Below are 17,651 nucleotides of genomic sequence, written 5' to 3'. Positions count from 1 at the left end.
GCCGGGCGCCGGTCGCGGCGGCGGGTCAGAGCACCGCGCTGAGGAACTCCCGCGTCCGTTCCTGTTCCGGGTCCTGGAAGATCTGCTCCGGCGGACCGGCCTCCACGACCCGCCCCGAGTCGAACATCAGCACCTGGTCGGAGATGTCCCGGGCGAAGCCCATCTCGTGGGTCACGCAGAGCATCGTGATGTCCGTGGAGCGGGCGATGTCCCGCAGCACGTCCAGGACGCCCGCGACCAGCTCCGGGTCGAGCGCGGAGGTCACCTCGTCCAGCAGCAGCACCTGCGGCCGCATCGCCAGCGCCCGGGCGATCGCCACCCGCTGCTGCTGGCCACCGGACAGCTGCGCGGGCCGCGCGTCGCACTTCTCGGCCAGCCCCACCATCTCCAGCAGCTCGCGCGCGCGGACCTCCGCCTCGTCCCTGGACATGCCGAGCACCGTGACGGGAGCCTCGGTGATGTTCCGCAGAACCGACATGTTCGGGAACAGGTTGAAGTGCTGGAAGACCATCCCGATCTTCTTGCGGATCTCCCGGACCTGCTTCTCGGGCGCCGGGAAGAGCTGCTCGCCGTCGACCGTGATGGTGCCCTCGTCCGGCCTGGTCAGGGTCATCAGCAGCCGCAGGATGGTCGTCTTGCCCGACCCGGAGGGGCCGATCAGCGTGACGTGCTTGCCGGGGTCGACGGAGAAGTCCAGCCCGTCGAGGACCGTGTGGTCGCCGAACCGCTTGGTCACGTTCTCCAGCCGGACCAGCTCGCCGGGCGCGGTGACGGCGGCCGGCAGCCGCGGCTTCCCGGAGCTCTCCGGGGTCTCGGGGTTCTTCGTGGCGTCAACGGACAAGACGTCGCTCCAGTGCTCGCAGGAGGAGGGAGGCCAGGTAGGAAACGAGGATGAAGGCCACACCGATCACGGTCAGCGGCTCGGTGAACTGGAAGTGCTGCTGCGAGTACAGGCGCGCCTGCCCGAGCATCTCCAGCACGGTGATCGCCATCAGCAGCGGCGTGTCCTTGAGCATCGAGATGACGTAGTTGCCGAGCGCCGGGACCACACGGCGGATCGCCTGCGGCAGGATCACCGCCGTCCAGGTCCGCCGTCGCGGCAGGTTCAGTGCCGTCGCCGCCTCCCACTGGCCGGCGGGCACCGCCTCGATACCGGCGCGGTAGACCTGCATGGTGTACGTCGAGTAGTGCAGCCCGATCGCGAGGACGCCCGTGGTCAGCGCGGAGAATGTCAGCCCCCACTCCGGCAGCACGTAGAAGAGGAAGAACAACTGCACCAGCAGCGGGGTGTCCCGGACGAACTCGGTCACCACCCCCACCGGCCAGCGCACCCACCGCGTCGGCGTCCGCATCAGCAGCGCCCACACCAGCCCCAGCGCGAACGAGATCACCGACCCGAGGACCAGCGCCTGCAGGGTGACGAGCAGACCGTCCCGGAAGTGCGGCATGAAGTCGCGTACGGCGCCCCAGTCCCAGTTCACGCCACACCGCCCCGGGCCGGGGTGCCCACGGGTTCGGGGGAGGTCACGGCCCCGCCCCGCGCCGCCTTGCCGACGCCCCGCTTCAGCCGCTTCTCGAGGCCGCGCATCAGCCGGGTCAGCGCGAACGCGAGCACGAAGTAGATGATCAGGATGTACGTGTAGATGTGGGCGCTCTCCTGGAGCGCGAGCCGCACCAGGTTGCCGCTGAACGCCAGGTCGCCCATGCCCATGACCGACACCAGCGAGGTGCCCTTGAGCAGTTCGATCAGCAGGTTGCTGAACGGCGGGATCATCTCCGGCACCGCCTGCGGCAGCAGGATCAGCCGCATCCGCTGCCAGGGCGTGAAGCTGAGCGCGATGCCGCCCTCACGCTGCGCCGGGTCGACCGAGTTCAGCGCGCCGCGCACGATCTCCGCGCCGTACGCCCCGTAGGTCAGCCCCAGCGCCAGGGTGCCCGCCCACATCGGCACCAGCTGCCAGCCGAAGGCGGGCGGCAGCACGAAGAACACCCAGAAGATCATCACCAGCGCCGAGGTCCCCCGGAACACCTCGGTGTAGAAGCCCGCGAGGAAGCGGACGATCCACAGCCGGTGGGTGCGGGCGACGCCGACCACGAAGGAGACGGCGGTGGCCAGCAGTGCGCTGAAGAACAGCAGCTGGAGGGTGACCCACACGCCCTCCAGGACGAGTTCCCACAGTCCCTTCGTCATCCGGCGCACAGCTCCTTCGCGGTCAGGTCCGTCATCTCGGCCTGCGAGAATCCGAAGGGCTTCAGGATCCGGAACAGCTCGCCGCTCTTCTTCATCTTGTGCAGCTCGGCGTTGAAGGCGTCCCGCAGCTTCGTCTCGGTCGGCCGGAAGGCGAAACCGCCGCCGTCGACGTGCGGTTTTCCCTTCACCAGTGGCGCGAACGGCTTGGTGGCCTCGGTCTTCGCGGACTTCTTCACCACCGCGCGGGTGGTGAGCGCCGTACCGGCGAAGACGTCCACCCGGCCGGCCTCGACGGCGTTCAGCCCCGCCACCTGGTCGGGCACGATCAGGATGTCGCTCTGCCGGTACCCGGCGTCGATCGCGTACTGGATCTCGGCGTAGCCGGTCCCGGTGGCGAACTTCGCCTTCTTCGCCACGACGTCCTGGTAGTCGTGCAGCCCCTTCGGATTGCCCTTGCGGACGATGAAGGAGTCGAGCATCTGGTAGTCGGGATCGGCGAAGAGGACCTGCTCGCAGCGGTCGGCGTTGATGTACATCCCGGCGGCGACGACGTCGAACTGCTGGGAGTTCAGGCCCGGTATGAGCGAGCCGAACTCCGTGGGCACCGGCTGCACCCGGCCCACCCCGAGCCGCTTGAAGATCACCTCGGCCAGCTCGGGCGCCTCGCCCGTCACCTTCCCGTCCTTGCCGATGTACCCGAACGGGATCTCGCCCGCGATACCGAGCCGTACGACCCCCTGGGCCCTGAGCCGGTCCAGGAGGTCGCCGCCGCTGCCGGTGGACGCCGTGGCCACGCGACTGCACCCGGCGGCGCCCAGCGCGCCGGCCGCCGCGACCCCCGCGAGCAGCGACCGGCGGCTGGGCCGCCCGGGCGTGCGTCTGCCTCTTCCAAGTCCGTGTGGTGGAGCCATGAGCGCGCCGCTACCCAAGCGAAAACAAGTTATGCGAAGGAAATTCGGCGGCCTTCCGGGGTACCCGCACCGCGACGGCTCCAGGGCGATGGCCCCGGGAAGGGCCCGCATGGGCCCCCACGACACAGCGACCACACCAGGAAGGCTGGACATGACCGCACTCGGATTCCTCTACCCGGGCCACTTCGCCGAGGACGACTATCCGCGCATCGAGCAGCTCCTGGGCAGTGACATCCGGGTCGATCTCGTCCACACCGGGATCGGCGAGGACGCCTACCGGCTGGAGGCGCTGCGGGGGACCGGTGCGGTCGATCAGCTGGCGCGCAGCGTCGAGGGGCTGCGGCTGTCCGGCGCGGAGGCGGTGGTGTGGGCGAGCACCAGCGGCAGCTTCGTGCACGGCTGGGAAGGCGCCCACGAGCAGGTGCGGGCCCTGGCCCGGGCGGTGGGCATGCCGGCCTCGGCCACCTCCTTCGGCTTCGTGCACGCGGTGCGCGAGATCGGGGCGCGGCGGGTCGCGGTCGCGGCGACCTACCCCGAGGACGTGACGGCCCTCTTCGCGGACTTCCTGCGTGCCGGGGAGGTGGAGGTGGCCGCCGCGCACAGCGCCGCGATCGCCACGGCGGCGGAAGCGGCGGCCTGGGGCGAGGCGGAGATCCTCGCGCTGGCGCGGGCGGCCGACACCCCGCGCGCCGACGCGGTCCTCCTGCCGGACACCGCCCTGCACACCGCCTCCCACATCGCGGCCCTGGAGAAGGACCTCGGCAAGCCCGTACTCACCGCGAACCAGGTGACCGTCTGGGAGGCGCTGCGGCTCACCGACCGCCGGGTCAACGCCCCCGGCCTGGGCGCGCTGTTCACCCGGGAGCCGATCGTCCAGGTATGAGGTCCGTGTGAGACCCGTGTGAGCGCCGTACGAGATCCCGAGCGGCCCGAGCGGGGCGCCGGGCGCGCTTGCGGGCGCCCGCGCACAGGCGTTACCTGGAGATGTCCGGCGGTGCGGCGGGAACGCCCCGCACCCGGCCCCGGCGAACACGGGCGCCCGTCCGCCCGTGATCATGTCCGCGCGATCGCCCCGTGTCCCGCTCCCGTCCCGCGGGGGTGTCCCGTCGCCGCCGCTGTCGTGAAGCGATGACGCGGAGGTGACCGAGGTGAAAGCCGTCGTCTACGAGAAGCCCTTCGGCGTGACGGTGCGCGACGTCGACGATCCACGGATCCAGCACCCCAACGACGTGATCGTCCGGGTCACGTCCAGCGCGATCTGCGGGTCCGACCTGCACATGTACGAGGGCCGTACGGCCGCCCAGGCGGGCATCGTCTTCGGCCACGAGAACCTCGGCGTCGTGGAGGAGACCGGCAGCGGGGTGACGTCGCTGGCCGAGGGCGACCGGGTCGTCATGCCGTTCAACGTCGCCTGCGGGTTCTGCAAGAACTGCCTCGCCGAGAAGACCGGGTTCTGCCTCACGGTCAACCCCGGCTTCGCCGGCGGTGCCTACGGCTATGTCGCGATGGGCCCCTACCCCGGCGGCCAGGCCGAGCGCCTGCGCGTGCCCTTCGCCGACTTCAACTGCCTGAAACTGCCGCCGGGGGAGGAGTTCGAGACCGACTTCGTGCTGCTCGCCGACATCTTCCCGACCGGCTACCACGGCTGTGAACTCGCCCAGCTCACGCCCGGCGAGTCGGTGGCCGTCTTCGGCGCCGGTCCGGTGGGGCTGATGGCCGCGTACTCGGCGCTGCTGCGCGGCGCGTCGAAGGTGTTCTCGGTGGACCGGGTGCCCGAGCGGCTCGCCAAGGCGGAGGAGATCGGGGCCATCCCCATCGACTTCACGAAGGGCGACCCGGCCGAGCAGATCAAGGAACAGACGGGAGGCGAGGGCACCGACAAGGGCGTGGACGCCGTCGGCTACCAGGCCCAGTCGCACAAGGACACGAGCCACGAGGAGCCCGCCGTCGTCCTCAACACGCTCGTCGAGACGGTACGGCCCACCGGCATGCTCGGCGTACCGGGTCTGTACGTCCCCTCCGACCCGGGCGGCCCCGACGAGCACGCCAAGCACGGCCAGCTGCTGGTCTCCATCGGCAAGATGTTCGAAAAGGGTCAGCAGATGGGCACCGGCCAGTGCAACGTCAAGCGGTACAACCGCCAGCTCCGTGACCTGATCATGGCCGGGCGCGCCAAGCCCAGCTTCGTGGTCTCGCACGAACTGCCCCTGGACCAGGCCCCGCAGGCCTACGAGAAGTTCGACAAGCGGGTCGAGGGCTACACCAAGGTCGTCCTCCACCCCGGGCACGCGCTGGCGGCGTAGGAAGCGCGCCCACCGCGCGGGAGGCGCGCGCGGAAATAAACGGGGACTGTCTCCTGTTGGCACCTGGGAGAACGAGCCAACCAGCAGGAGGCACCCCGTGGCGGCAGACGAGATCCGAGGCGAGGGACACGGCACCGCGCCCGTGCCCCTCTCCGTCCTGGACCTGGTGACGGTGGGCGCGGGCCACACGGCCACCGAAGCCCTCCGTACCGGCGTGGCGCTGTCCCGCCTCGCGGAGCGCCGCGGCTACCACCGGTACTGGGTCGCCGAGCACCACTCGATGCCCGGCGTCGCCTCCTCCTCGCCGGCCGTGATCCTCGCCCACATCGCCGCCCACACCGAGCGCATCCGCCTCGGCTCGGGCGGCGTCATGCTGCCCAACCACGCCCCGCTGGTGATCGCCGAGCAGTTCGGCACCCTGGAGGCACTGGCCCCCGGCCGCATCGACCTCGGCCTCGGCCGGGCCCCCGGCACCGACGGCGCCACCGCCGCCGCCCTGCGCCGCACGGAGCACCTCAACGAGGGCGCCGACGACTTCCCGCAGCAGCTCGCCGAGCTGACCCGCTTCCTCGACGACGACTTCCCCGACGGCCACCCCTACCGCCGCATCCACGCCGTCCCCGGTCCCATCCAGGCCACCTCCCCGGGCGGCGTCCAGTCCCCGCACCGCCCGCCCCTGTGGCTGCTGGGCTCCTCCGGCTTCAGCGCGCGCCTGGCGGGCATGCTCGGCCTGCCCTTCGCGTTCGCCCACCACTTCTCCGCGCAGAACACCATCCCGGCCCTCGACCTCTACCGCGAGTCCTTCCGGCCGAGCGCCGTGCTGGCAAAGCCGTACGCCCTCATCGGCGTCGCCGCCCTCGCCACCGACGACGAGCGCGAGGCCCGCCGCCAGGTCCTGGCCGCCGCGCTGAACATGGTCCGGCTGCGCACCGGCCGCCCCGGTCTGGTCCCCACGCCCGAGGAGGCGGAGGCCTACGCGTTCAGCCCCATGGAGCAGGACTTCATCTCCTCCTGGAACGCCAACGTCATCCACGGCACGCCCGACGAGGTCCGCTCCGGCCTCGACGACCTCCACAAGCGCACCGGCGCCGACGAGCTGATGATCACCAGCAACGCGCACAGCGGTGACGTACGCGTACGGTCCTACGAACTCATCGCGGACGCCTACGGGCTGCCCACCGCCTAGGGTCCACGGGCTGCCCACCGCGCAGGGCCCACGGGCCGCCCACCGCGCGGGGTTCAGCGGCGGCCGCAGGCGTGACCGCCGAGCAGCTCGGAGATGCGGTCCGGCGAGACCGGGCGGGAGTACAGCCAGCCCTGCCCGGTGTCGCAGCCGATGCGGCGCAGCCGGCTGGCCTGGTCGGAGGTCTCCACGCACTCGGCGGTGACGGTCAGCCCCAGCCGGTGGGCGAGCTGGATCATCGCCTCGACGATCACCTCGTCCGCCGGGCTCGGCGCCTCCGCCTGGCCCTGGTCTTGGCCCTGGCCTTCGCCTTGGCCCTGGCACTGCTGCCCGTACTGGAAGCCCCGGACGAACGAGCCGTCCAGTTTCAGCGCCGACACCGGCAGCCGGCTGAGGTAGGCCAGGTTGGAGTAGCCGGTGCCGAAGTCGTCGATGGCGATGTGCACACCCATGTCGCTCAGGGCGCGCAGGACCTCCAGCGGCCGTCCGGCCGAGCCCATCACCGCCGACTCGGTCAGCTCCAGCTGGAGCAGGCCCGGCGCCAGACCCGTCTCCGCCAGCACCGCCGCCACGTCCGCGACCAGGTCGGAGTCCCACACCTGGCGGACGGCGACGTTGACGCTGACGAAGATCGGCGCCTCCTTCGGGTGGTCCAGCTGCCAGCGGCGGGCCTGGCGGCAGGCGGTGGCCAGGACCCAGCGGCCCAGCGGCACGATCGACCCGTCCTCCTCCGCCAGTGTGATGAACCGATTCGGCGTCAGGACACCGAACTGCGGGTGCCGCCAGCGGACCAGCGCCTCCACCCCGCGCAGCCGCCCGTCCTCCATCGCGACCAGTGGCTGGTACTCCAGGGTGAACTCGCCGCGCTCCACGGCCGCGCGCAGTGTGGAGACGAGCGCCTGACGGGTCATCCGGTGCGCGTTGCGCTCCGGGTCGAACAGGGTCCAGCGGGCCCTGCCGTCGGCCTTCGCCCAGTACAGGGTCGTGTCGGCCGCCTGCATCAAGGCGGTGGCCGAGGTCCCGGCCGCCTGCCGCTCGACCACGCCGATCGACGCGGAGACCGACAGCCGCCGCCCGGAGATCTCGAACGGCGCCTGGAGAGCGGTGAGTACCGACTCGGCCAGCTCGGCCAGCTGTTCGGTGCCGGTGGAGTCCTCCACGAGCAGCGCGAACTCGTCGCCGCCGAGCCGCGCCACCAGCGGCGCGCTGCCCCGCTCGCCGGCGGCCTCGTCCGCGCAGCCCGTCAGCCGCCGCGCCACCGCCGAGAGCAGCCGGTCGCCGACACGGTGCCCCAGGGTGTCGTTGACCGCCTTGAACCCGTCGAGGTCCAAGTAGCACAGACCGACCCGGCCGGTCCCGCCGCGCCCGTACGACTCCGCCTCCAGCGCGGCCGACAGCCGCTCGAAGAACAGGGTGCGGTTGGGCAGCCGGGTCACCGGGTCGTGCATCCGCAAGTGGCGCAGCCGGGACTGCAGTTCACGGCGGGCACTGACGTCGGCGAGGGACAGCAGGACGGCTGGGGGCTCGGGGGAGGAGGGGGTGCGGGGGAGTTCGAGTTCGGGTGCGGAATCGTGCGGGTGCAGGGGCGCGACCGTGAGCTGGGCCCACAGGGAGCGGCCGTCGGGCCGCTTGAGCCGGCGGGTGCAGCGCAGCCGGGCCTGCCGGCCGCGCAGCACCTCGCGGTAGGCCTGCCAGGTACGGGCGTCGGAGGCGAGGTCCACGAGGTCGGCGGCGGCCTGCCCGGCGAGTTCGTCCGGGGCCGCCCCGACCAGCGTGCCGAAGCTGCCGTTCGCACTGACCACCAGGCCCTCGCGGTCGACGACCGCCATCGCGAGCGGAGCGGCGTCGAAGGCCGAGCGGAAGGGGGAGGCGGCGGCCACGGGGTTCGCGGGGTTCGCGGGGGCCACGGAGACGCCAGAGACCACGGAGACCGCGGAGGCCGTGGGGAAATTCTCCGGGGACTGGGCCGTCTCGGTGAATCCCGGGCGGGTGGGTCCGCGTTCCGCCATCGGAGTGAGGCCGGGTCCCGGGCGGTGCGCCGGTGCCGGCTCCTCGGCGGGCTCCGCGACGCCTGCGGATCCCGCCCCCGGCCCGCCCGTGGGGGCGGCCGACGGGCCGAGCGCGGTGGTTCTGCCGTCGTGTCCGCCGACGGCGGCTACGGGCGGTTCGGCACCCGGAGCCTTCGTAAGATCACTCAGTGTGACTTTCGGCTGCATGAGGTCTGCCGCGGGCGTCGGCCCTTCGGACGTTCCGCTCACCGCTCGCTCCCGCAGTGCACTCGGTCTTCGTATCGGTCTCGTCGGGTGGCCGGCCGGAGGGGGAACGGCCGCCCGGCCCGTGTCCGCGCAGGAAAGTGCCAGGAAAGTGTGCCGATCATAGATGCTGGCGCGGGGCCCCTTCCAGCCGTTCACCGGTTCCACCGGCCGGCCGGCCCTCCTGGCAGATCGTTTCTGCCCGCACCTGGACGGGTTCTTCAAGAGGACGACCACTTGTGACGTTCCGTGAGCGACCCTGGGATGCCAGGTCCCTCGGGGTCACTGCGGCTCCACAGGCCGTGCACGCGCGCCTCTCATGCTTCCGATCACCCTTCCGGTGCAGGCAAACAGGGCGTACTCCTACAAACTCCCACAGGCTGGGTGCGGTGTCCCCGCGAACCGCACCCGGAGGTCCCTGTGCCGCGTCAGCTCCCCCTGAAAGCGCTCGGACGTGACGCTTTCCAGGCGCTGAGCCGGGCGCGGGCACGACCCCGACTGCGCAGCACCGCCGCTGTGTTCACCACCCTCTCGGCGGTGGCCGCCACCTCCATCCTCACCGGCCCGTCGGTCGCCGAGCCCTTCTCGGCCGCCCCCTGCGCGCTGCGGCGCACCGATGTGCACCACTCGGAAGGCCTCGACACCTGGAACGCCTCCTACGTCCGTCCGACCAGGACGCTCGACGCGGTGATGATCTTCCTGTCCTTTCCCGACGCGGCACCGCTCACGACCCCCGCCGAACTCGCCGCCGACCACTTCCCCGCCACCAGCCGGTTCTACGAGCAGGCCTCCTACGGCAGGTTCACGCTGCGCCCGCATCCCCTGCGGCACTGGATCCGGATGCCGAAGCCGTCCACGGCGTACGCCATGCACCGCGACTGGGACGTCCGAGACCGGGCGGCCTACCTGCGCGACGCGGTCGCCGTCGCCGACCGGGAGGTCGACTTCTCGCGCTACGACGTCGTCTACCTGGTGGCCGACCCGGAGGCGCCCGGTGTCGACTCCGACGCCACGAAGGTCATCAACCTGAACACCCCGCTGCGGGCCGACGGCAAGGACATCCGGCGGGTGGTGACGGTGTTCGAACGGCACCCGCCCGACCGGCTGGTGCTCGCCCACGAGACGGGGCACGTCTTCGACCTGCCCGACCTGTACCACCGGCCGGGCGACGACAAGGGCGACTGGGACACCTATGTGGGCGACTGGGACCTGATGGGAAGTCAGTTCGCTCTCGCGCCCGACCTGTTGGCCTGGCACAAGTGGAAGCTCGGCTGGCTCGACCCCCGTCAGGTGACGTGCGTGCGGGGGATGGGTCCGACCCGGCTGACGCTGGAGCCGGTGGAGGCGGGCCCGCCCGGAACGGAACCGCCGGTCGCTGCGGGGGCGGCGGGCGCGGGGGGCGTGGGGAAGCCGGGGACCAGTGCGGCGGGGGCGGCGGGAGCACCGCTGTTCGGGCTGGGCGGCGGCACGAAACTCGCTGTGGTGCGGACCGGGAGCGACCAGGTGGTGGCCGTGGAGGCGCGGGCCGCGGTGGGCAACGACGTCTCCGGGTGCCGGCAGGGTGTGCTGGTGTACCGGGTGCGGGGCGACACGGAGTCGGGCGGCGGAGCCGTCCAGGTGCTCGACGCCCATCCGCACACCAGCGCCTGCCAGGACAGCTCGGTCTACCCGCCGCTGGCCGACGCACCCGTCGACGTGGGTGAGAGCTTCACGGTGCCGGGCGACGGGGTCCGGGTGGAGGTCGAGGACCGGACGGCCTCGGGGGCGTACACGGTGAGGATCACGCCCGGCTGAGGCGGGGGCGAGCGGAGAGGGTGAGCGAAGAGGGCCGAGTGAGGCGACTCACGGAACGAAGAAGGCGATGCGTGCTCGCTGATCGCGAACCCACATCGCCTTCGTCACCGTGCGCCGCCAGGGACTCGAACCCCGGACCCGCTGATTAAGAGTCAGCTGCTCTAACCAACTGAGCTAGCGGCGCCTGCTGACGTCGTAGACATTAGCATCCTGATCGGGGGGAGGAAAAATCGAAATCCGTACGGTCGGCCGGGCCGCGCGGACGGCCGCCCAGACCAGGATCTCGGGGCCCGGCAGCCACGGATGGCGGGTGTCCGGCGCGACCAGCCAGCGGGACGCGGAACGCGCGGAGGCGGCGGCACCGACGGGCGCCGGGACGGTGACGGCGTCGGGGGTGCCGTGGCACAGCAGCGGCGGTACGCCACCGGCGCGGCTCTCGCCGTCCTCCCGGCCCCGGGAACCCCAGTCCTCCCACTCCAGCAGCGAGGGCAGCCGGTGGGCGGTGCCGGGCGCGGCGAACAGCAGCATCCGCCCCCGGTGGACGGCCACCGGACCCGAGCCGGGCCCCTCGTCCCACAGCCGGTCCAGCATGCGGCGGCCGAAGACCGATGGCACGTTGACCACGTCGAAGACCGTTCCGCAGGGGAGCACGACCGGTGCGTCCGGGCGCTCGCGCCAGTACGCGAGCGTGCTGCGGGGGTACGGGCCGGCGGAGGCGAGCCATGCGGCACCGTCCGCGGTGACGCGGGTGACGCCGGTCGCGTCGCACCGGCTGCCGGTCGCGGTGTCGGGGTGGTCGAGGAAGGGGCGTGTCCCTGTGCGGCTCATGGCTGTTACGTCTACCGACTGTGAGGGCCCGCTTCCACACGGTTGCGGGAAACCGGGACACGAAGGGGCCGAAGGGAGTACCTTGCCCCGCTGGCATATGCCAGGCGCCGGATCGCGGACGGCCGGGGCGACCGGGGCGGCTGAGGTGGTTGGTGCGGGCGGGGCGGCCGGTCAGACGGGGTCGGCCGGATTGGCGTGCACGCTGCCCTCGGCGCCGCGCAACAGGTCCCGCCCGAACTCGACCATCTTCTTGGCATAGTCCTCCGTCCACTCCGCCTGCTCGGCGATGTCCGCGGGGCTCAGCCGGTCGAAGCGGCGGGGGTCGGCGAGCTGGGCCGCCGCCACCGCCTGGAACTCCACGGCGCGGTCGGCCGCCGCCCGGAACGCCAGCGTCAGCTCGGTCGCGCGCTCCAGCAGCGCCCGGGGGTCGTCCATCGACTCCAGGTCGAAGAAGTGCTCCGGGTCGGCGGCGGCAGCGGCGGGCTCGAAGAGCAGGGGCGCGGGGCGTAGCCGCGATTCGTTCCGACGCGGCGTGGGCTCCGCCATGTCTTCTCCTCCTCGTACGGTTTCTGGTGGCGCCGTCCTGTGGAAGGCCCACCGTCCATTGTCTCGCGCATGCGCAAGGGGCCGGGCGGTCCCTGCCCATCCCCGGACCATCTCAAGCCCCCACACCCACGGGATGTTCCCACCCGCCCGCCGGACGCGCCGCCCGCGTGCGGCCGGGCCGCAGGTCACGGTCTCCAGGGCACCCGGTGTCCGCGCAGGCGGGCCAGGACCGCGTGGTCGGCCTCCCAGCCGTCCGGGGCTGCAACCATCGGCCGCCCCCGGCGGCGTGCCGGACTCCGTCCGGCGGACGGGCGCGTCGTGCTGGTCGTCTGCCTGGGCAGAGGCCGGAGGGGCGGTCATGGCCGCCAGGCCACCCGGTGTTCGGACCAGTGGTCCCATGTGGACATCATTGCCTCCCAGCCGTCCGGGAACTTCACCGTGACGCCGAGCTGGACCGGTTCCGTGGACGGGTGGTCGTCCAGGAGTTCGCTCACGCCCGCGCGGCAGACGACGATGCAGGCGTGGCGGTGGCGGGAGGCCAGGACGCACAGGCGGCCGGTCTCCAGGTGGAAGGCCGTGGCGTCGGGGCGGCCGGAGAGCGGGTGCAGGACGACGGTGACGTCGAACTCCCGGCCCTGGAGCCGGTTGGCCGTGTCCACGGTGACGTCCGTGACGCCGCGTTCCACCAGGGCCGCGCGGACGGCCGCCGCCTGGTCGCGGTGGGCCGTGCCGACGGCGATCCGGTCGGCGGTCAGCGGCGCCGGGTCCGGTCCCCGTTCCGACACGGCCGCGCCGCCCCGCTCCAGCAACCGCGCCACGACCGCGGCGAGCGCCCGCACCGCCTCCGGGTCCGTGCGCGGGGTGTGCCGGGCGGGCAGTTCCAGCAGACCCCAGCCGGACTCCGCGGCCTCGTCGATCACCCGGTCCGGCCCCGACCCGTCCGAGGGCACCGCGAAGGTCAGCCGCCGGTCCCCGGCCGCCGTGCCGCTGCGGAACGGCGTGTACGGGTAGAACGCGTCCGAGACCAGGGGCGCCGCCGACGCGGGCAGCCGCCACGACACCGGCAGCCGGTGCTGGGGCAGCTCCGGGTTGTGCGCCAGCAGCGTCGTCACCGCGGAGGCCGACGGGTCGTACGACAGTCCCGCCCACTGTTCGCCACCCACGATCGAGAACGGGTCCAGCTGTCCCGGATCGCCCACGAACAGCGCCCGCTCGAACAGGCCGGCCACGGCCAGCAGCGCGTCCGAGCGCATCTGGTACGCCTCGTCGACGATCGCGTGCCGCCAGGGCTCGTCGGCCTTCACGTGCGCCCACTTCGCGGCGGTGGACAGCACGACGTCCAGCCCGGCGAGGTCGGCGGCCTTCGCGGACGTGCGGACGTTCGGCAGGGCGTCGAGAGCCTTGTCGTAGGCGTCCGAGTCGCTGCTGTGCAGCCGGCCGACGGGCAGCTCGGGGTTCTTCTCCGCGAGCCGCACCACCAGGTCGTCGACCTGCGCGTTGGTCTGCGCGACCACCATCAGCGGCCGTCCGGCGGCGGCCAGCTCCAGCGCGGCGCGGACGACGAGCGTGGACTTGCCGGCGCCCGGAGGGGAGTCGACGACGACACCGCGGTGCGCGCCGTGCAGGGTGTCGGCGAGGATCGCCTCGGTGGCACGGGCGGCCGCGGCACCGGGATCGAAGCCGCTGCGCGAGGCCTCGTACCCGGGAGCGGTCTCCTCGGTGGGGGCAGTCACAGGATGTCCTCCTCGGTCACCGGGTCCGGGGCCTCCGGCGCGCTCTCCTCGCCCGGCGGGCCGCCGTGCGTCCAAGGGGTGTTGTCCGGGTCGGGCAGCTTCGGCCCGCCGCGCTGCTCGTGCTCGAAGAGCGTGAAGCAGACACGGTCGCCCTTCTCCGGCACGGAACCGGCTTCGGGCTCCTTGCCGCGGCCCATCTTGTCGAGGACGCGGAGCACGATCAGCGTGCTGTCCTCCTCGCAGGCGACGACCTCCGCCGACTGCGGCCTGCCGCCCAGCGAGCGGTACGTCCTGACCCGCTCGCCCAGGTGCGGCCGGTCGTCCGTGCGGACGGTGACCAGCGGGCGCGGGCTGGGGCGCTTGCCCTCGCTGTACGCCATGGTCACGTCCGTGACCTCGCCGGCGAACGCCTCCCCGGCCAGCCGTCGCCCGGCCATGACCAGCGGGTCGTCCAGCGCCTCCTGGGCGTCCAGGCGGGCCTGCTCGCGCTCGCGCGTGGCCAGCTTGTTCGCGGCGGTGACCGCGTCGTCCCGGCGCGGCTGCGGCGGCTCGCCGGCGAGGACGCGGTCGCGGTGGGCGGTGAACGACCAGCGGTCGCGCGTCCACCGCTCCTGCACGCGTGCGCCCTCGGGCAGCGTCCGCAGCAGGTCCAGGCCCTCCCAGACCTTCTCCCAGGTGGGCAGGGCGCACTGGCGCACCAGGTCGCGGATGTGCTGCTCGGCCGCGGTCAGGGCGCCGAGCCGGTCGTCCGCCTCCAGGCCGTCCTCGGCCGCGGCGAGCGCTCCTCGCGCGCGGTCGTAGCGCTCGATGGCGGGCGCGAGGAGCTTGTTGTCGAAGGCCGGGTCGGTGGCCGGGCCGGCGGGCGGGCACAGGAGCTGGCCGGCCGCGTCCCGCTCCCGCTCCGCCCGCAGGGCCGCCTCGGCGCCCGAGTGGCCGTCCGGCGGGGCGATCCACGCCAGCAGCGCTCCCAGGTGCTGGTCCTCAAGCCCGGACTGGCCGGTCGTCCAGTGCAGGGCCAGTACGTCGCTGACGGCCAGCAGCAGCGAGGAGCCGGGCACCCGGGCCCGCTCCCCGAAGTGGGTCAGCCACCGCCCGAGCAGCGGGACGCGGGGCGGCGCCGGGTGCGGTGCCTCGGGTTCCTGCTCGGCGGTGCGCCGGAAGCGCATGGAACGTCCGAGCAGCCGTACGAAGTCGATGCCCGCCCGGCTGGGCACGATCAGCTGGGGCGCGTCCGCGCACAGTTCGACCTCGACCTTGGTGCGCTTGCCGGTCTCCGGGTCGGTCTCGCTGCGCTCGGCGGCCTCCACCGCGTCGGCGTAGGAGTCGATGTACGGCAGGACGACGTCGGCCAGCTCGGCCAGGAAGGCGAATCTCAGGTCCCGGTCGCGCGGCTGCGCCACGGCGAGCAGCCGGGGCGCGTCCCGGTCGGTGCCGACGAGCGCGCCGAGCGGGGCGCCCGCCTCACCGGCGGTGGTGAGCGGTACGCACACCAGGGGCCGCTCGGACAGGTGCCGGTGCAGCACGGTCGCGGCGGGCTCGGCCCGCCCGGCCCGCACGGCCTCCAGCCGGGCGAGGGTCGTGATCAGCGACATGCGGCCCCCTCCCTGGCGTCGGCCCGTGCCGCCTCCCGCGGGCCGGGCGGCCTGCGCGGGTGGCCGCCCAGTGCCTCGGCCCGCAGCAGCGCCGCCCGGCGCAGCGCGGCCACCGCCGGGTCGTCCGGGTCGCCCGCCTCGCCGTGGGCCGCGGCGAGCACGTCATCGACGGTCGTCAGGCCGCCCAGTTCGGCGCGGGCCGAGCGGCCCAGGGCGGTCACCGCGCCCTGGGCACGGGCCCGGGACCGGCAGTGGAAGGCCAGCTCGCAGGCGGCCAGGCACTCGGGCGCGTAGGCGGCCGGGACCGCCTCGACCGCCGCCGTCAGACCCTCCCTGGGCAGATCGGGGGAGAAGCACGCCCCTTCGGGGAGCAGGTCGACGATGTCCTGCAGCCGGGTCAGGCGGGTGAGCTGGCGGGCGGTCACCGCCCGCTGCTTGCGGACGTCGACGGCACGGGCGGCGGGCAGGTTGGAGAAGTCCTTGGGGCACACGAGCAGCACCCGGTGCCGCACGCGCGGGGCGGGCGTCCCGTCCTGGCCGAGGCGGGCGGCCACGTCCTCCAGCGCCAGGACGTACACCGCGGCCTGGCGGGCCGCCGCGCCGACCTTGGCCGGGTCCGCGCAGCCGTCCAGCATCGGGAACGACTTGATCTCCACGACCGTCCAGGTGCCGTCCGGGTGGACGACCACCGCGTCCGGCTCAAGGAAGGCGGGGGAGCCCGCCACGTCCAGGGCGAGCATGGGATGGTCCAGCAGGGCCCAGGCGCGCGCCTCGGTGGCCTCGCGCAGCGCCAGCGCCGTGCGCGCCGCGCGCCCCTCGGGGCCGACGGCCGTCAGGTCCGGTACGCGGGCCTCGCGCGGCGGTTCGGCCCCGGCGTCCAGCCGCTGGTGCACCAGCCGCAGCAGCTCCGCGCCGCCGTCCGCCTTGACCCGCGCCTCGAACGCGTTGCCCCGGGTGAGGGCGAACTGCGACTGTCCGAACGCGGCGGGCGCGCCGAGCGCGCCCGCGAGCGCCGTCTTGTCCACGCCCGCGCCGTCCAGGAGCGCGCGCCGCCGGCAGCCCGGGTTGGCGGCGAGGGCCGCCAGCGCGCGGGCGTCCAGTGCGCGGGCCGGTACGCCGGGCCCGCGCAGCTCAGCGAGCTGGTGCCGGAGCGCCGTCCCCCGCGTCCTTGGGGGAGGCACCCGGCTCGGTTCCGGAACCGAGCCGTGTTTCGCGCTGCCGTGGAATTCGCTCACCCGCCGAAGTCTGGCACCCGCCACTGACAACCGGGGAACCCTTGCCGGCCGAGCGGCCCGCGAGGGCGGGGACCCGCGCGGTCAGCACCGCCCGCGCGCGGTCCGCGCCGCGCGTCACGAACGGCGCGAGCAGCAGTCCGACGCCCATCACCGCCACGCCGGCGACCGCGTCGAGGAAGTAGTGGTTGGCCGTGCCCATGACCACGAGCGCGGTCAGCAGCGGGTAGGCGACACCGGCCGCCTTCGCCCAGCGGGTGCCGCCCTGCCGCCAGAGCATCACCCCGCACCACAGCGCCCAGCCCACGTGCAGGCTGGGCATGGCCGCGTACTGGTTGGTCATGCCGCCCATGCCGCGCGGCGCGCTGGCGTCGGCGCCCCACCAGCCGTACGAGCTGTAGTGGGCCATGGTGTCCACGAACCCGTGGTCCGGCGAGAGCAGGCGGGGCGGGCAGGTCGGCAGCAGGGTGAAGCCGATCAGGCCGATGAACGTCGACGTCATCAGCCAGGTGCGGGCCCGGCGGTAGACGGCGGTGCGGCTGCGGAACAGCCACACCAGGATCGCGGGCGTCACCACGTAGTGCAGGGACGCGTACCAGAAGTCGGCCGGGACACCGAGCCAGGGTTCCCGGGTGAACAGCCGGTTGAGCGGGTGTTCGAAGTTCAGCCGCAGCGTCTGCTCGAAGTGCAGGATCGACAGCCCGTGGTCGACTGCCCCCGCGACATCACCGCGCACCAGCAGCCGCCCGGCCGAATAGCAGCCGTACACGAGCAGGATCAGCGGCAGTTCGGTCCACCAGCGCAGCCGGGTCGGCGGGGGCGCCTCGGTGCGCGATGCAGGTGCCGGTGCCTCGGTCTGCGGCATCCGATGCCCCTCCCCCTTCAGGTCGCTCTACTCTTCGCTGCGGCGCCCGGCGATCTCCGGTGGTCCCCGGCCGGTCGTGCCACTTTACGGTGTATGCGCCCCGCCCTGCCGGGCGCCCCGGACCTCAAAGACGCGAACACCGCCCCCCGGGTTGCTCCTGCACAGGGTGCGCGATGATGGAGGGGCCCCGCCCGAAGATCTCAGTTTCTCCCGGAAAGGCC

General features: G+C 73.2%; 15 protein-coding genes and 1 tRNA gene. 4 read left to right on the top strand and 12 right to left on the bottom strand.

Features of this window, described 5'->3' with window-relative positions; genetic code table 11:
* Window positions 1-25: 25 nt before the first annotated feature.
* Genes ehuA through ehuB form a run of 4 tightly spaced genes read right to left on the bottom strand, consistent with a single transcriptional unit; the run spans window position 26 to window position 3,102 of the window.
* Window positions 26-784 (bottom strand): ectoine/hydroxyectoine ABC transporter ATP-binding protein EhuA, encoded by a 759-nt coding sequence (gene ehuA / locus ACFC02_RS10745; protein WP_376355113.1) that lies wholly within the window; start codon window positions 782-784, stop codon window positions 26-28.
* Window positions 785-830: 46 nt separating this feature from the next.
* The gene (ehuD, locus tag ACFC02_RS10740; protein ID WP_376355107.1) at window positions 831-1,481 is read right to left on the bottom strand and encodes an ectoine/hydroxyectoine ABC transporter permease subunit EhuD; all 651 of its coding nucleotides are present in this window, start codon (window positions 1,479-1,481) and stop codon (window positions 831-833) included.
* Window positions 1,478-2,191 carry an ectoine/hydroxyectoine ABC transporter permease subunit EhuC gene (ehuC, locus tag ACFC02_RS10735; RefSeq protein ID WP_376355105.1) on the bottom strand — a complete coding sequence of 238 codons (714 nt, stop codon included), beginning with the start codon at window positions 2,189-2,191 and terminating at the stop codon, window positions 1,478-1,480. The genes ehuD and ehuC overlap by 4 nt, the downstream gene beginning before the upstream one ends.
* Window positions 2,188-3,102 carry an ectoine/hydroxyectoine ABC transporter substrate-binding protein EhuB gene (ehuB, locus tag ACFC02_RS10730; protein ID WP_376355103.1) on the bottom strand — a complete coding sequence of 305 codons (915 nt, stop codon included), beginning with the start codon at window positions 3,100-3,102 and terminating at the stop codon, window positions 2,188-2,190. The genes ehuC and ehuB overlap by 4 nt, the downstream gene beginning before the upstream one ends.
* A gap of 151 nt (window positions 3,103-3,253) precedes the next feature.
* Between ehuB and ACFC02_RS10725 the strand changes: the two genes are divergently transcribed.
* The 3 genes from ACFC02_RS10725 (at window position 3,254) to ACFC02_RS10715 (ending at window position 6,591) form a co-directional block, all read left to right on the top strand.
* On the top strand, window positions 3,254-3,985 hold the full coding sequence (locus ACFC02_RS10725; RefSeq protein WP_376355101.1) for a decarboxylase: 732 nt from the start codon (window positions 3,254-3,256) through the stop codon (window positions 3,983-3,985).
* Between the two features lie 265 nt (window positions 3,986-4,250).
* Window positions 4,251-5,405 carry a glutathione-independent formaldehyde dehydrogenase gene (locus tag ACFC02_RS10720; RefSeq protein WP_376355111.1) on the top strand — a complete coding sequence of 385 codons (1,155 nt, stop codon included), beginning with the start codon at window positions 4,251-4,253 and terminating at the stop codon, window positions 5,403-5,405.
* 97 nt (window positions 5,406-5,502) lie between these two features.
* A complete protein-coding gene (locus ACFC02_RS10715; protein ID WP_376355099.1) occupies window positions 5,503-6,591 on the top strand; it encodes an LLM class flavin-dependent oxidoreductase in 1,089 nt (362 codons plus the stop codon).
* A gap of 53 nt (window positions 6,592-6,644) precedes the next feature.
* Here the strand turns inward: ACFC02_RS10715 and ACFC02_RS10710 are convergent, their stop codons facing one another.
* Window positions 6,645-8,846 carry a putative bifunctional diguanylate cyclase/phosphodiesterase gene (locus tag ACFC02_RS10710; RefSeq protein ID WP_376355097.1) on the bottom strand — a complete coding sequence of 734 codons (2,202 nt, stop codon included), beginning with the start codon at window positions 8,844-8,846 and terminating at the stop codon, window positions 6,645-6,647.
* 414 nt (window positions 8,847-9,260) lie between these two features.
* Here ACFC02_RS10710 and ACFC02_RS10705 point away from each other — a divergent pair, with 414 nt between their 5' ends.
* Window positions 9,261-10,634 carry a M6 family metalloprotease domain-containing protein gene (locus ACFC02_RS10705; RefSeq protein WP_376355095.1) on the top strand — a complete coding sequence of 458 codons (1,374 nt, stop codon included), beginning with the start codon at window positions 9,261-9,263 and terminating at the stop codon, window positions 10,632-10,634.
* Between the two features lie 110 nt (window positions 10,635-10,744).
* Here ACFC02_RS10705 and ACFC02_RS10700 read toward each other — a convergent pair.
* From ACFC02_RS10700 to ACFC02_RS10670, 7 genes are all read right to left on the bottom strand, one after another.
* Window positions 10,745-10,818 (bottom strand) — tRNA-Lys (locus ACFC02_RS10700).
* On the bottom strand, window positions 10,809-11,462 hold the full coding sequence (locus ACFC02_RS10695) for a bifunctional DNA primase/polymerase (protein WP_376355093.1): 654 nt from the start codon (window positions 11,460-11,462) through the stop codon (window positions 10,809-10,811). The genes ACFC02_RS10700 and ACFC02_RS10695 overlap by 10 nt, the downstream gene beginning before the upstream one ends.
* A gap of 171 nt (window positions 11,463-11,633) precedes the next feature.
* Window positions 11,634-12,008 (bottom strand): hypothetical protein, encoded by a 375-nt coding sequence (locus ACFC02_RS10690; RefSeq protein ID WP_360977171.1) that lies wholly within the window; start codon window positions 12,006-12,008, stop codon window positions 11,634-11,636.
* Between the two features lie 356 nt (window positions 12,009-12,364).
* Window positions 12,365-13,741: an AAA domain-containing protein gene (locus ACFC02_RS10685; RefSeq protein ID WP_376355090.1), complete on the bottom strand. Its 1,377-nt coding sequence runs from the start codon at window positions 13,739-13,741 to the stop codon at window positions 12,365-12,367.
* Window positions 13,738-15,333 (bottom strand): hypothetical protein, encoded by a 1,596-nt coding sequence (locus ACFC02_RS10680; protein ID WP_376355088.1) that lies wholly within the window; start codon window positions 15,331-15,333, stop codon window positions 13,738-13,740. The genes ACFC02_RS10685 and ACFC02_RS10680 overlap by 4 nt, the downstream gene beginning before the upstream one ends.
* Window positions 15,324-16,514 (bottom strand): hypothetical protein, encoded by a 1,191-nt coding sequence (locus tag ACFC02_RS10675; RefSeq protein ID WP_376355086.1) that lies wholly within the window; start codon window positions 16,512-16,514, stop codon window positions 15,324-15,326. Before ACFC02_RS10675 ends, ACFC02_RS10680 begins: the two co-directional genes overlap by 10 nt.
* Window positions 16,465-17,430 (bottom strand): phosphatase PAP2 family protein, encoded by a 966-nt coding sequence (locus ACFC02_RS10670; RefSeq protein ID WP_376355084.1) that lies wholly within the window; start codon window positions 17,428-17,430, stop codon window positions 16,465-16,467. The genes ACFC02_RS10675 and ACFC02_RS10670 overlap by 50 nt, the downstream gene beginning before the upstream one ends.
* Window positions 17,431-17,651 lie beyond the last annotated feature (221 nt).

It is taken from the genome of Streptomyces sp. NPDC056160, assembly GCF_042268205.1.
In the GTDB taxonomy this organism is placed as follows: Bacteria; Actinomycetota; Actinomycetes; order Streptomycetales; family Streptomycetaceae; genus Streptomyces.
This window is presented reverse-complemented; position numbering and strand designations above follow the sequence as displayed.

Coding starts and splice junctions, on each gene's coding strand:
- ACFC02_RS10680 (WP_376355088.1), bottom strand. CDS start 15,333: ATGTCGCTGATCACGACCCTCGCCCGGCTGGAGGCCGTGCGGGCCGGG.
- ACFC02_RS10670 (WP_376355084.1), bottom strand. CDS start 17,430: ATGCCGCAGACCGAGGCACCGGCACCTGCATCGCGCACCGAGGCGCCC.
- ACFC02_RS10695 (WP_376355093.1), bottom strand. CDS start 11,462: ATGAGCCGCACAGGGACACGCCCCTTCCTCGACCACCCCGACACCGCG.
- ehuC (WP_376355105.1), bottom strand. CDS start 2,191: ATGACGAAGGGACTGTGGGAACTCGTCCTGGAGGGCGTGTGGGTCACC.
- ACFC02_RS10725 (WP_376355101.1), top strand. CDS start 3,254: ATGACCGCACTCGGATTCCTCTACCCGGGCCACTTCGCCGAGGACGAC.
- ehuB (WP_376355103.1), bottom strand. CDS start 3,102: ATGGCTCCACCACACGGACTTGGAAGAGGCAGACGCACGCCCGGGCGG.
- ACFC02_RS10690 (WP_360977171.1), bottom strand. CDS start 12,008: ATGGCGGAGCCCACGCCGCGTCGGAACGAATCGCGGCTACGCCCCGCG.